Here is a 14236-nt window from a genome sequence, read left to right on the forward strand (position 1 = left end):
TTTTAAAGCCAAAATTTTATACATTTGAGGATGTTGCCATCGCATCTGTCAGTGATTGGATGTATTCGTCACTGTGATACTGTGGTACACTATGACAAAAAAAGGGATTGTCTTAATCGATAGGGATACATCGCATCTGCATTATTTTTCTCCTAAATATAGGTATTCCTAGATACATTATTGACTCATTATGCGGTAACCGTATACTTTGCGTTTAAAATGGTCAATCACATTTTATCCCCTAATTAGTAATACTTACTGTGAAATTTCTCACGCTGCTAGATGCATCATCTAGTCTCTCAATTAACATTCATATAAAAGAGGTTCTCTATGGCTAGTGGAAAGTCAAATATTATCTATACTTTAACTGACGAAGCACCGCTACTGGCGACTTATTCACTACTTCCTATTATTGAAACATTTACCAAGCCTGCTGGCGTTGAAATCACTAAAACCGATATTTCCGTTGCCGCGCGTGTATTGGCAGAGTTCTCCGACTACCTGACCCCAGAACAACAAGTGACCGACAATCTTGCTGAGCTTGGTCGGTTGACCCAAGACCCAGACACCAATATTATCAAATTGCCTAATATCAGTGCCTCAGTGGCTCAGCTGCAAGAATGTATTGAAGAGTTACAAGCCAAAGGCTACAACATTCCTAATTACCCAGAAAACCCAACCACAGACGAAGAAAAAGCCCTCAAAGCCCGTTATGGTAAATGTTTAGGTTCTGCGGTAAATCCCGTATTACGTGAAGGTAACTCAGATCGCCGTGCCCCAGCTGCCGTAAAAAACTATGCCAAAAAACACCCGCATTCAATGGGTGAATGGAAACAATGGTCAAAAACCCACGTCTCTCACATGGAAGAAGGTGACTTTTACCATGGCGAAAAATCAATGACCCTTGATAAAGCGCGTAAAGTCAAAATGGAGCTCATCACCCATAGTGGCAAAGCTGTGGTGCTAAAACCCGAAGTTGCCCTACAAGACGGTGAAGTGATTGACTCAATGTTTATGAGCAAAAAAGCCTTAATCGAGTTTTATGAAAAAGAGCTAGAAGATTGCCGCGAAGGTAAAATCCTGTTCTCTCTACACGTCAAAGCCACGATGATGAAGGTGTCACATCCTATCGTATTTGGTCACTGCGTGAGAGTGTACTACAAAGATGCATTCGAAAAATGGAACAAAACCTTTGACGAACTAGGTATTAATGTTAACAACGGTATGGCAGGACTATACGAAAAAATCGAAACCCTACCGACCACTATCCGTGAAGAAATCGTCCGTGACCTGCATGCCTGTCAAGAACATCGCCCCGCATTGGCGATGGTGGACTCAGCGAAGGGAATCGATAACTTCTATTCGCCAAATGACGTCATTGTAGATGCCTCAATGCCAGCGATGATTCGTAATGGTGGTAAAATGTGGGCAGCCGATGGCAAGCCTTACGACTGTAAAGCAGTGATGCCAGAATCGACCTTTGCCCGTATTTACCAAGAAGTCATCAACTTCTGTAAATGGCATGGCAACTTTGACCCAGCGACCATGGGTACCGTACCAAACGTAGGTTTAATGGCACAAAAAGCGGAAGAATACGGCTCTCACGACAAAACTTTTGAAATCCCAGAGGCAGGCGTTGCCAATATCACTGACATTGAGACCGGCGAAGTATTGATGTCGCAAAATGTTGAAGAAGGCGATATTTGGCGTATGTGTCAAGTCAAAGATGCGCCAATTCGTGACTGGGTAAAACTGGCAGTGACGCGTGCACGTAACTCAGGCATGCCAGCTATCTTCTGGCTTGACCCATACCGCCCACATGAAAATGAGCTCATCAAGAAAGTTAAAAAATACTTACAAGAGCATGATACTACAGGGCTAGATATCCAAATCATGTCTCAAGTTCGTGCGATGCGTTATACCCTTGAGCGTGTGGCGCGTGGTTTGGACACCATCTCAGTCACAGGTAACATCTTGCGTGACTACTTAACTGACTTGTTCCCAATTTTAGAATTAGGCACGTCAGCCAAAATGCTATCAATTGTCCCATTGATGGAAGGCGGTGGTCTTTACGAAACAGGGGCAGGCGGTTCAGCCCCAAAACATGTCGAGCAGTTGGTTGAAGAAAACCACTTGCGCTGGGATTCACTCGGTGAGATGCTGGCGCTTGCCGTATCTTTAGAAGACTTAGGCATTAAAGAAAACAATTCACGGATAAAATTACTGGCAAAAACTCTAGACTTGGCAACGGGTAAATTGTTGGATAACGACAAATCACCATCACGCCGTACCGGTGAGCTCGACAACCGTGGTAGCCATTATTATCTAGCCAAATATTGGGCAGAAGAATTGGCAAACCAAGAGGAAGATAGCGAGCTTAAGTCCAAGTTTGCGCCACTTGCTCAAGCATTGTCAGAAAATGAAGACAAAATCGTTGCTGAATTAAATGATGTTCAAGGTCAAGGCGCGGATATTGGCGGTTACTATCAACCAGACCAACAAAAACTAAGCCAAGTGATGCGCCCAAGTGCGACATTTAACCAAGCATTGGCTTCGTTTGATGCCTAATTCAATAGTATAAAAAAAGCCGAAGCTGGATGCTTCGGCTTTTTTAGTATCTGGTTTTTAGTGTCGGTAAATGGTTAAACATAGCTAAGCTAAGAATATAGCTGAGCAAAAACCGTCAATATCATTATTTTTGCTTTTCTTCGACAAGCGCCAATGCAGATTTTAGCTGGTTAGTAATATCATTTTTATCATAATTACGAATATCATGAAAATTTAAATGTAGGTTAAACCCAGGCAAGCTAAAGTCCACCCAATCGGTTTGTTGCATTGATTCGCTTTTGGGTTCAAGCAATTCCCACACATTCATGGCATCTTGAAAGCCTTTAAATTTAAATTGCCCCACGGCTTGGCAATGATGGACATGACCAATTAAATTAAACGTACTTTCACTCATCAAAATTTGATTGTTTTGCGCGGCAGATTCAAGGCGAGAGGCAAAATTGGCCTCTTTTCCAACCACGGTATAAGTCATACGATTGCGGCTGCCAAAATTACCGACATAACAATACCCTGTATTGATACCCATACGTACATGCAGCCCTTCAAAACCGAGTAATCGCCATTGGTGGCGCAGCACTTCCATTTCACGGCGCATCTCAATGGCCATACTGGCACAAGCAATGGCGTTATCACGGTCACTACCACCCATATCACCAAAATAGCACAATAACCCATCTCCCAAAAACTTATCGAGGGTCGCCCCATATTTTTGGCTCACTTGGGTCATACGGTCAAGGTAAGTATTTAAAATATTGGCTAAATGGTCGGGACTAATATGATCCGACAAATCAGTAAAACCAACAATGTCCGAAAACAAAATAGTTAGCTTGCGCCGTTGATTAATGACTTCAACCTTGGTGTTATTTTTGACAATCGGTTGCCAAATCTGGGGCGGCAAAAAACGGGTTAATTTATTGGTCACATTAACCAAGGTATCAATCCGTGCTTGTTGCTGCGCAAGCATTTGATTTTTTTGGCGTAAGCGAATCACCAGAGAACAGATATGATAACCAACTATCAAGATATCGGTAAATACGATGACAAAATTTAAAATATCTTCTTGCTTGGCGGTCAAACTAATGGCGGGTAATAAAAAATGCGCAGATATCAGACTAAGTAGACCCACTGCTACGGTTAATAATACCAACGAAACAGTATGTTTGGTATCTGAAAAAATCAGACGAATCAAAATCAACAACCATAACGCAAGGCTTGGGATATAGTTAAACTGCAACATACCCGTTGCCAACGCCATCAGGGTTAATACACTGGCTGAAGTAATATAGTGATGGGGCCGGATAACACTCAAAGCAGTGACAATAACGCCTGCTACCAACAGCAAAATACTGAGCGTATGATAAATAGGCGGTACATCAAGAGAGGTTAAGGTAAGCAATAAAATAAAAAATGCCGCCAGTTCAATGAATTTCGGACTTTTTAGATTGGTCGAAAGACCTTGAATGGATTCACGCAATTTAGTTTGTCTACCTCGTGCCTCGTAGTAAAATTTTTTTTAGACGTTCATTTGCCAATCAAATGGCATATCACGATGACCCCGCAGCGCCATCATCAGTGTCTGCTGCATATGGCTGAGCACTTCAGGGGTATAAGGGATAGCAGGATTACCCCATACCGGATTAGGCCAAGCAATGTCATTTTGGTAGCGCACGATATGATGAAAATGCAATTGCGGCACTTGGTTGCCAAGCGCGGCGATGTTCATTTTGTCGGCTTGAAAAGTTTTGGCAAGCTGACTTGATAGCCAGCTGGATTCACGTAAAAACTGGGCTTGGTCACTGGCGGATAATTCGTATAATTCTTTGATACCGGGTACACGCGGAATTAGAATCAACCAAGGAAATTGACAGTCGTTCATCAAGCGGCAAGTAGATAACGGAAATTCGCCCACCAAAAAAGTATCTTTTGCTAGTTGCGGATGTAAATTAAACATAATAACTCAATGCATTTAAAAGTGTTTTTGGAATTTAAAACTGATAAAATCAAATAATGCGCGTATTTTAGCAGTTATACCTACAAGACGAAATACTTTATTCAGAATAAGCGCATTGCAATTTAGGATTTCTTAAAACATAAATCAAGGCCGTTTATTTAGCCTAACTATGTCTGAGCGTTTTACAAATTTTGGGAAGTTTATGCCGTTGTCAAAGTCTCTTAACCAATGTCAGCGTCATGCTGATGCACCATCTTTATACCGCCGTTGTTTTATGATGGCATTGTTTGCTTTACTCATGGTTATCACCAGTGTCAAACCCACCGCTGTATGGGCGGCTGATAGCAGCAAATCAGCCAGTAGCGCCAGCGGCACAGCAACCCCACAAGACACCTTTGGGCGTGATACCCCGCGCGGCAGCGTGCAAGGCTTTATTCAAGCCTTGGCAAAAAGTGATTGGATGCTCGCCAGCCGTTATGTGGATTTAAGTTCTACCAAAGACCCCAGTGGTACGCTCGAATCTTTAAAATCGGCACTCGATAGCGGCGGACGTATCAACGAGCAGCTACAAATTAGCAATGACCCTACCGGCAATCTCGATGACAAACTAGCGCCCAATCTCGATAAGGTAGGGGAAATCAACAATCCCGACGCTGACAAAAAGAGTATTGATATCTTAATGCAGCGTGTCAAACAATCTAACGGCACCTATATTTGGCTGATTTCACGACAAACCTTGCAAGAAGTGGCGTCGTTATCACAGGTTACCCAGCCGACACTGGTAGAAAAGTACATTCCCAAACAATGGATTGAGAAAGATATTAAAGGCTATAGTCTTGGGCATATTGCGGCAGTGATTGCGCTCATGATAGCGACTTATCTCGCCTGTCTATTGATTAGCCAAATCTTATATATGATTATCACGCGAATTTATCTAGCGACCCACCCAGATAAAGAAAAGCAATTTCCGATTGATGGGCGCGTGGTCGTACCTGCCGCAATGGTGCTGACGGCGCTGATTATCAAAGAAGCGATGATTTTGGTGGGTATTAATTTGGTTGTGCGTAATATGGCGTCCAACCTTGCCGATATTTTATCTTGGGTATCCATGGTATGGTTGATTTTACGAATTTTGGATTTGATTTTTAAACGTGCAGAAAACTATGCCAGCAATAACCATCATCCAGAGCGGCTATCTGTCCTAAATCTGCTGCGAAAAGTGGTAAAATTGATTTTGATTGCGATTGCGATCATTGTGATTTTGGGTAATCTAGGCTACGACTTAACCACAGGTATTGCCGCATTGGGGATTGGTGGTGTGGCGTTGGCATTGGGTGCACAAAAAACGATTGAAAACTTGGTGGGCAGCGTATCGGTCGTTGCTGACCAGCCTGTCAATGTGGGCGACTACTGCCGCTTTGGCACGCAAGAAGGTACGGTTGAGGACATCGGTATCCGCTCCACCCGTCTGCGCACCACCGATCGCACAGTGGTGACGATTCCCAATGGTAACTTCTCATCGATGAGCATTGAAAATGTCTCTCAGCGCGATATGTTTCATTTTTCGCAAGTGTTCTATATCTCGCGCGATAGCGACATTGATAAATTACGTGAATTTATGGAGCAAACACAAATTTATATCACCAATCATCCGGACACCAACAGTGTGTGGAATCAAGTGCGTATCTCTGGCACTCAGCAAGACGCTTATCTGGTTGAAGTGCGATGCTATCTCAATGTGAAAGGGGCGATGGATTTTAATCAAAAACAAACTGATATGATTTTAAAAATCGCGGAGATGATGAAAGAGGTGGGACTCAAAAATGCGTTACCGACCAGCCGTGTGATGATGGGCAAACCGATTGATGTTACCTATTCAAATTTTGCTAATACTGTACCTGTAAAAGATAAAGGGGCGGCGTCAGAAAAACTGGCACAATCGGACAAGCCTGATACCAAGCCTTAGTGACTCATAGTTTTGGCATTGGCTTTTGAGATTGAATTGGGCAGGGTGGTGGCAGGTGTGGCATCACCCAAGTCCACATAGACAGGAATCGGACTGTCATATGTTTGCGGCAAAGAAGCACACGAGGTAAGGTTCATGAATAAAATGGCATAAACAATTAATGGGTTTTTCAAGTTCAAACATCCTATGTAATAAAAATCCATGCAATGAAAATTTCTAGGCTTTTAATCATAAAAGCCTAGATGTTACATCGAAATAATTTAAGTAATCAATTTAATGGGTTATGCCATTTTTATTTGTTTTTACTGAACATAAATCACGGAATAAAAAACGAGGGATAATCCATCAGTATTATCCCTAAATACTCTCTTATAAAGTACAAGCCCCGCCAGCACAGCCATTTTCAAGGTCGTCTTGGGCATCATTTGCGCCATCACGGGTGTTATGATAGTACAGCGTCTTAACGCCCAGTTTATACGCCATCAACAAGTCTTGAATCATCACCTTCATCGGTACACGGCTATCTTCAAACTTGGTTGGGTCGTAGTTGGTATTCGCTGAGATACTTTGGTCAATGAATTTTTGCATAATCGCCACAAGACTCAAGTAACCTTTGTTATTTGGCATTTGCCATAATAGCTCGTATTGATCTTTGAGCTTATCAATCTCAGGCACCACTTGTTTTAAAATACCGTCTTTTGATGCTTTGACAGATACCAGACCACGCGGTGGCTCAATACCATTAGTTGCGTTAGCAATCTGGCTAGAGGTTTCTGATGGCATCAAGGCGGTCAAGGTTGAATTGCGAAGACCGTGAGTTTTGATATCGTGACGCAGTGCTTCCCAGTCGAGTTGTAGCGGCTCATTGCAAATCGCATCAATATCTGCTTTATAGGTATCAATCGGTAAAATACCTTGTGAATATGTGGTATCGCCAAATGCAGGACACGCGCCTTGCTCTTTAGCCAGTTTGTTTGACGCCACCAACAGATAGTACTGTAAGGCTTCAAAAGTGCGATGGGTTAAACCGAGCGCCGTAGGATCTGAATATTTGGTACCGTTTTTGGCAAGATAATAGGCGTAGTTGATGACACCAATACCCAGCGTGCGGCGTTTCATAGAGCCATTTTTAGCAGCGATGACAGGATAGTCTTGATAGTCAAGCAAGGCATCTAGCGCACGCACGATCAGTTCCGCGGGCTCTTTGATGTCTTCTAATTGGTTGATTTCACCCAAGTTAATGCCTGATAACGTACAAAGGGCGATTTCACCGCTTTCATCATTGATGTTGTCAAGCGGTTGGGTTGGTAGCGCGATTTCCATACATAGGTTAGATTGGCGAATTGGCGCGACACTTGGGTCAAACGGACTGTGGGTGTTGCAATGGTCAACGTTTTGCACATAGATACGACCCGTGCTGGCACGCTCTTGCATCATCAGGCTAAACAACTCTTGCGCGGGCACACTGCGTTTGCGAATGGATTCATCTTGCTCATATTGCTCATACAAACGCTCAAACTCGGCTTGATCGGCAAAAAAAGCATCGTACAAACCTGGTATATCCGATGGGGAAAACAGGGTCACGTTTTGATTTTTAATCAATCGGGTATAGATGGTTTTATTGATTTGCACGCCATAATCCATGTGGCGAACACGGTTGTCTTCCACGCCGCGGTTGTTTTTGAGCACCAGCAGATTTTCCACTTCCAAATGCCAAATCGGGTAGAACAAGGTCGCTGCACCACCGCGCACGCCACCTTGTGAGCAGCATTTAACAGCAGTTTGGAATAGTTTGTAAAAAGGAATACAGCCGGTGTGCTGCGCTTCACCGCCACGAATAGGACTACCTAATGCGCGAATACGACCCGCATTGACACCAATACCGGCACGCTGTGACACATACCGCACGATGGCACTGGTGGTGGCGTTGATACTATCTAAGCTATCATCACATTCAATGAGTACACATGAGCTAAACTGACGCGATGGGGTACGCACGCCCGACATGATTGGCGTTGGCAGTGAGATTTTGAAAGTGGACGTGGTGTCATAAAAGCGCTTGATATAATCTAATCGCGCGGCCTTGTCATATTGTTTGTCGTAACTGGCAAACAGACACATACCGACGAGCATGTATAAAAATTGTGGGCTTTCAAAGACTTGTTTGCTGACGCGGTCTTGCACCAAATATTTGCCTTCCATTTGTTTGACGGCGGCATACGCAAAGCTTAAATCACGGTTATGGTCAATATAGTCATTGAGTGTATCAAATTCTTCTTTGCTAAAGTCTTGCAAAATATGGGCATCGTAACGACCTTCTTGGGTCAGTTTGGTGACATGGTCAAACAAATGCGGCGGTTCAAATTGACCAAACGCGATTTTGCGTAAATGAAAAATTGCCAATCGCGCTGCCAAATACTGATAATCAGGCGTTGCCGCAGAAATCAAATCCGCGGCTGATTTAATGATGGTTTCATGGATGCTTTTGGTGGTGATTTTGTCATAAAACTGGATGTGTGAGCTGATTTCTACTTGCGAAACAGACACATTATCGAGCCCTTCTGCTGCCCACTCGATGACTCGGTGAATCTTATCCAAATCAATTTTTTCCAAACGCCCGTCGCGTTTTTGCACGAGGATGTCTTCAGTACGAGTCATAATACGTTCCTTTTTTTACCTGTTTATCAACGTCATATCTGTATGTATTAAAAAGGCGCTGAGTGAGAGGTGGTGAGATAAAAATGCCCAGTAAAACAGCTAACCGAAAGTATAGTGAGTGTGTGTACCGCTTTTAAATACCGCTTTTGAGCCAAAGCTACACCACGTATATAGCATCGCAAAGTCATTGCCGTACTATTGCAAGGTTTTGCAAAAAAATACTATATCTAGGGGTTGTTTTATTATTTCGCACAATATAGCCTAAAAAAATTTGTAATTCTAGCTTGTATTTTTTTCAATTTTTTGCCTATTTTTCTGCAAAAATCCTAGACGCTTGATTTTATTAGCAGTTCATCAAGTCAAGCAAAAAGATAAAAAATTTGTAATTGTTAAAGTCAGATGGATTCATGAATGCGTAGTCATTGTCATAAAAATTTGAAAAATTTATGCTATAGTCAAACTATAGTCAAACCATTAAAACGATTTTGCAATCGTGGTTTTTTATGAAATCAATCAACAAAAAAAGGACGGACAATGACAACTTTTAGTAATTTTACCTATGATGAATTAACTATCGGGCAAACTGCCAGCATGACCCGCCAAGTGACCGCAGATGATGTCAAAGCATTTGCGCTTGTTACCCATGACTACAACCCAGCGCATCTCGATAATGAGTATGCCGAGCAGAGCCAGTTTAAAGGTGTGATTGCGCATGGTATGTGGACAGCAGGTCTATTATCAGCCTTGATTGGTACCAAATTTCCAGGATTGGGGACAATTTATCTGGACCAAAGTTTGTCTTTCCGTCGTCCTGTGCATATCGATGATACCTTAACCGCGACCTTGACGGTGAAAAGTAAAGACGATAGCAAAAAATGGGTGGTGTTAGATTGCCAAGTGACTAATCAAGAGGGTAAAGCGGTAGTGACAGGCGAAGCACAAGTAATTCCCCCTACTGAAAAAAGCAGCCGTGAAGCGGTAAAATTAGACGATTTTACCCTGCGTCAAACCTTCACAGAATAATCAGCCGGTATAGAGTAGACAACATAGAAGTGTTGCAGTTATTGATGACAATTATTTGCTACAATAAAGCCAAGAGATTCTTTGGCTTTTTTTATAATTTTTTGATAGCAGATAAACCATGAAAACATTAACGCCTGAACAACAACAAATTTTAGCCAATGTCAAAATGCCGGACGACTGGAAGCAGGCCTTGGCGACAGAGCTAACGAGCAGTAATATGGATAAGATTCGCCAGTTTTTGCGAGATCAATATCATGCGCAAAAAGTGATTTATCCCTCGGGTAGTCAGATGTTCAATGCGTTTAATTTGACGCCTTTGTCGCAGGTTAAAGTAGTGATTTTGGGTCAAGACCCGTACCATGGCGCGGGACAAGCGATGGGGTTATCTTTTTCTGTGCCCAAAGCCATCCCCAAACCCCCGAGTCTACAAAATATTTTACGAGAGCTCGCCGCCGATTTGGGTATCGCCCCGTCAAAACATGGCGATTTGACCCATTGGGCAACCCAAGGGGTGCTGCTACTCAACAGTATGTTATCCGTAGAAGCAGGGCAGGCAGGCAGCCATCAGCGTATTGGCTGGGAAACATTCACTGATGCAGTGATTGAGGCTGTCAATCAGCACTGCGAGCACTGTGTCTTTATCCTATGGGGGAGTTACGCACAGAAAAAAGGCCGTTTTATTGATACCTCTAAGCATTTAATCATTACAGGCACGCATCCATCACCGCTTGGCGCCAATCGGGGTGGTTTTTTTGGCACGCGTCCTTTTTCCAAAGCCAATGATTATCTGATAGCTCACGGCAAAAGCCCAATAGATTGGCAGTTGCCACAGTAGTTTGGGTGGTATAAAAAATGGGTGCTAGTGAACATAACTGTTGTGAAAGCAGCTTTTATGAAAAAGAATTTTGTGACACAGGCTTTTATGACAGCGATGACGCCTTTATGCAAGCGGCGCTTGACGTTGCAGCCGAGGGCGGAGAGAGGGGCGAAGTGCCAGTGGGTGCGGTGATTGTGCATCAAGGCACCATCATAGCCAAAGGCTACAATCAACCGATTTTAAGTCATGATGCCACGGCCCACGCCGAAATCGTGGCAATAAGGCAGGCATGTCAATATTTTGATAATTACCGTCTGCCAGCGGATTGTGAACTGTTTGTCACGCTTGAGCCTTGCACCATGTGTCTAGGAGCGATTATTCACGCCAGAGTGTCGCGCTTGGTGTTTGCAGCGACAGAGCCGAAAGCAGGCATGATTGTCAGCCAACAGGATTTTAGCCAAGTGGCGTTTTATAATCATTTTTTGACCGTAAAACAAGGCGTGATGGCAGAGCAAAGTCGCGCGTTGTTGCAGGATTTTTTTCGCCATCGCCGTGAGCAAAAAAAACAAATGCGCGAGCAGTTAAGGGCAAACCAATAACCAATGAGTCTCTCAAAACCATTCTTTAAAATAAAAAATATTGGATAAAAAAAGGCAACCCATCGGCTGCCTTGTTTGACGCAAAAAACAGTTAGATTTTTAGACTAAAGCATGTTAGAGAATGTCATGACGCTTTTGGTGTTAATGCTTTTGGCGTTAAACAGTTACGCTGCATCAAAAAGCCTTGCCAGCCAAAAAAGCTAAAGTTACGGATATTGGCATGGTTCGTACCTTTCGGCTCTGCTTTAACACTGTCATAGTGCTCAGCAAACAGTTTTAGCGTATCTTGTTGGGTCAAATGGTTGAGTAGGGCAAAGCCAAACACTTTCGCACTGCCTTCATTTTCACCCGCCGCATTGTGCACTTCGCCATTGTTAAACTCAGTTGGTCGATAGTCATAGTAACTATCGATGATAGCTAGCACGGAAGCAAAATCTAGCGATTTGTTTTCTAGTTTAGCTAATAGTTTTGATAGTTCTAGCTTATCAATAGCGCTCATAGTTACTCCAAAAGTCAAAATAAATAAGGTGATTAACGGTTAAAATAATCGTCCTCAAACGGATCAAAAGCTGGGTTAAAATTATTGTTGGTCTGACCAAAACCGCGGTTTTCCACACGGTTTTCTAAATGACGCATTTGCTGACCGCTGTTACGCGGTTGAGAGGGTTTACTGCGCTCTTGGGGGAAGGCCTCATGACTGGCTGCCCCAAAACCACTGCGGTCTTGACCCATTCTATCATGGGCGGCAAAATCGACTGGGTGATTATCATAACCCATGCGTTCATGCCCAGTCCGTTCATGCAGAATTCTTTGATAAATCTCTTCACGGTGTACGGCAATGTCTTTTGGCGCATTGACGCCCAGTCTGACTTGATTACCTTTTACACCCAGTACGGTGACACTGACTTCGTCACCTATCATTAACGTTTCGCCAACACGGCGAGTCAAAATTAACATGCGTCACACTCCTTATGTCGCAACAAGTACCATCAATGTCCTATGATGATTCAACGATAAATTAGCTAAATTCGTCAAATATATTATCATGTATCATTGCCCAATGATACGTTAAAGACAGACTGCAAGGGCATAATTTAAGCGAACTCATCATGCTTGGCGGCTATTTGCCAACAGTCAAAATAGGCATTGAGGGGTCAGTTGCGTTTGTGCCCAATAAACGAGATGCCATTATAAACGAAATGCTGAAGTAAAAAAAAGGTTAACACCCGCAAAACGCGGATATTAACCTTGTTTTTGTGGAGAATTACAAATTTCTTATAATCCAGCAACCTTGCTTTCACCGTCTTCACGGTCAAGACCAAAAGCAGTATGTAACGCTTTAACCGCTTTTTCCAGTTGTTCTTCTTGAATCAGTACCGAGATTTTGATTTCGCTGGTAGAAATCATTTGGATATTGATGTTGTTTTCTGCCAGTGTTTCAAACATTTTGCTTGCCACGCCTGCATGTGAACGCATACCAACACCCACCAGTGATACTTTAACCACATTGTTGTTGCTCACGATTTCTTTGCCGCCAATCTCAGCAAGATTGTCACCCAAAATCGCTAGGGTTTTATCAAAGTCACCACGATTAACGGTAAAGGTAAAGTCGGTCAATCCGTTTTCTGCGATGTTTTGGATAATCATATCGATTTCGATATTGGCAGCACTGATTGGGCTTAAAATCGATGATGCAATACCAGGGCGATCAGGCACTGCTAAGATAGATACTTTAGCTTCGTCACGGTTAAAGGCGATGCCCGAAATAATTGGTTGTTCCATGCTGTCTCCCTCATCGGTGGTAATTAATGTACCTACATTCTTTTTAAAATCATCATCGAATTGACCATCGGCGTTTTCATCAAAACTGGATAAAACACGCAGTGGTACTTGGTATTTTCCGGCAAATTCAACCGAGCGAATTTGCAACACTTTTGAGCCAAGGCTTGCCATTTCTAGCATTTCTTCAAAGGTAATTTTTGATAATTTTTTGGCTTTTGGTGTCACCCGTGGGTCAGTAGTGTACACGCCGTCGACATCGGTATAGATTTGACATTCATCGGCAGATAGGGCAGCAGCCAGTGCAACGCCTGTGGTATCTGAGCCACCACGACCTAAAGTGTTGATGTCACCTTTTTCATCCACGCCTTGGAAACCCGCCACCACAACGACCATGCCAGCATCGAGTGCGGCACGAAGCTGACTATCATCGATATGTTGAATACGGGCTTTGGTATGACTGTCATCCGTACGAATCGCCACTTGTCCACCCGTCATTGACTTGGCGCTCACACCGATTTCATTTAATGCCATAGCAAGTAAAGAAATCGAGACTTGCTCGCCGGTTGACACCATTTGGTCGTATTCACGAGCGTTCGGCTCTTTACTGATTTGACGTGCCAAATCAATCAAGCGATTGGTCTCGCCACTCATGGCAGAGACGACAACCACCACTTGATGACCATTGTCATGCCAACGTTTGACGCGCTGTGCCACATTTTTGATACGTTCGACACTACCCATCGACGTACCACCGTATTTTTGTACGATTAAAGCCATTGTCAATACACCCTATAATATCGTGCACATTGTTTGCCATCGCTATGCAAGACTTGCCATACCAAGTCCTTGATGGATTGCTTAGCAGATTGTTT

General features: G+C 43.2%; 11 protein-coding genes and 1 pseudogene. 5 read left to right on the forward strand and 7 right to left on the reverse strand.

Features of this window, described 5'->3' with window-relative positions; translation table 11 throughout:
* Positions 1-330: 330 nt before the first annotated feature.
* Complete coding sequence (locus RT084_RS07070) at positions 331-2568, forward strand: NADP-dependent isocitrate dehydrogenase (protein WP_313098653.1); 2238 nt, start codon at positions 331-333, stop codon at positions 2566-2568.
* A 124-nt stretch (positions 2569-2692) separates the two neighbouring features.
* Here RT084_RS07070 and RT084_RS07075 read toward each other — a convergent pair whose 3' ends face one another.
* Together RT084_RS07075 and RT084_RS07080 are read right to left on the reverse strand one after the other, a co-directional pair.
* Positions 2693-4042, reverse strand: a complete 1350-nt coding sequence (locus RT084_RS07075; RefSeq protein WP_312522249.1) for an adenylate/guanylate cyclase domain-containing protein — start codon at positions 4040-4042, stop codon at positions 2693-2695.
* Between the two features lie 39 nt (positions 4043-4081).
* The gene (locus RT084_RS07080) at positions 4082-4519 is read right to left on the reverse strand and encodes an HIT domain-containing protein (RefSeq protein ID WP_036601311.1); all 438 of its coding nucleotides are present in this window, start codon (positions 4517-4519) and stop codon (positions 4082-4084) included.
* Positions 4520-4721: 202 nt separating this feature from the next.
* Between RT084_RS07080 and RT084_RS07085 the strand changes: the two genes are divergently transcribed.
* A complete protein-coding gene (locus RT084_RS07085) occupies positions 4722-6485 on the forward strand; it encodes a mechanosensitive ion channel family protein (RefSeq protein WP_313098658.1) in 1764 nt (587 codons plus the stop codon).
* On the opposite strand, the gene RT084_RS07090 is transcribed toward RT084_RS07085, so the two are convergent.
* Together RT084_RS07090 and nrdA are read right to left on the reverse strand one after the other, a co-directional pair.
* Positions 6482-6658 (reverse strand): hypothetical protein, encoded by a 177-nt coding sequence (locus RT084_RS07090; protein ID WP_282841887.1) that lies wholly within the window; start codon positions 6656-6658, stop codon positions 6482-6484. The genes RT084_RS07085 and RT084_RS07090 overlap by 4 nt on opposite strands.
* A 196-nt stretch (positions 6659-6854) precedes the next feature.
* Positions 6855-9143: a class 1a ribonucleoside-diphosphate reductase subunit alpha gene (gene nrdA, locus RT084_RS07095; protein ID WP_313098662.1), complete on the reverse strand. Its 2289-nt coding sequence runs from the start codon at positions 9141-9143 to the stop codon at positions 6855-6857.
* A gap of 534 nt (positions 9144-9677) precedes the next feature.
* Here nrdA and RT084_RS07100 point away from each other — a divergent pair.
* The 3 genes from RT084_RS07100 (at position 9678) to tadA (ending at position 11582) form a co-directional block, all read left to right on the forward strand.
* A complete protein-coding gene (locus RT084_RS07100) occupies positions 9678-10166 on the forward strand; it encodes a MaoC/PaaZ C-terminal domain-containing protein (RefSeq protein ID WP_312384063.1) in 489 nt (162 codons plus the stop codon).
* 118 nt (positions 10167-10284) lie between these two features.
* Entirely contained in the window at positions 10285-11001 is a 717-nt protein-coding gene (gene ung, locus RT084_RS07105) for a uracil-DNA glycosylase (RefSeq protein ID WP_065264178.1), read from the forward strand.
* A 17-nt stretch (positions 11002-11018) separates the two neighbouring features.
* Complete coding sequence (gene tadA / locus RT084_RS07110) at positions 11019-11582, forward strand: tRNA adenosine(34) deaminase TadA (protein WP_312384061.1); 564 nt, start codon at positions 11019-11021, stop codon at positions 11580-11582.
* 124 nt (positions 11583-11706) lie between these two features.
* On the opposite strand, the gene RT084_RS07115 is transcribed toward tadA, so the two are convergent.
* The 3 genes and pseudogenes from RT084_RS07115 to RT084_RS07125 all read right to left on the reverse strand — a co-directional run bounded on the left by RT084_RS07115 (position 11707) and on the right by RT084_RS07125 (position 14141).
* Positions 11707-12081: a HopJ type III effector protein gene (locus RT084_RS07115; protein ID WP_099808227.1), complete on the reverse strand. Its 375-nt coding sequence runs from the start codon at positions 12079-12081 to the stop codon at positions 11707-11709.
* Between the two features lie 275 nt (positions 12082-12356).
* A pseudogene (gene csrA / locus RT084_RS07120) lies at positions 12357-12539 on the reverse strand (carbon storage regulator CsrA); the annotation flags it as partial.
* A gap of 318 nt (positions 12540-12857) precedes the next feature.
* Positions 12858-14141 (reverse strand): aspartate kinase, encoded by a 1284-nt coding sequence (locus tag RT084_RS07125; protein ID WP_099808225.1) that lies wholly within the window; start codon positions 14139-14141, stop codon positions 12858-12860.
* Between the last annotated feature and the right edge of the window lie 95 nt (positions 14142-14236).

This window comes from Moraxella sp. CTOTU48717 (genome assembly GCF_032057165.1).
In the GTDB taxonomy this organism is placed as follows: Bacteria; Pseudomonadota; Gammaproteobacteria; order Pseudomonadales; family Moraxellaceae; genus Faucicola; species Faucicola tetraodonis.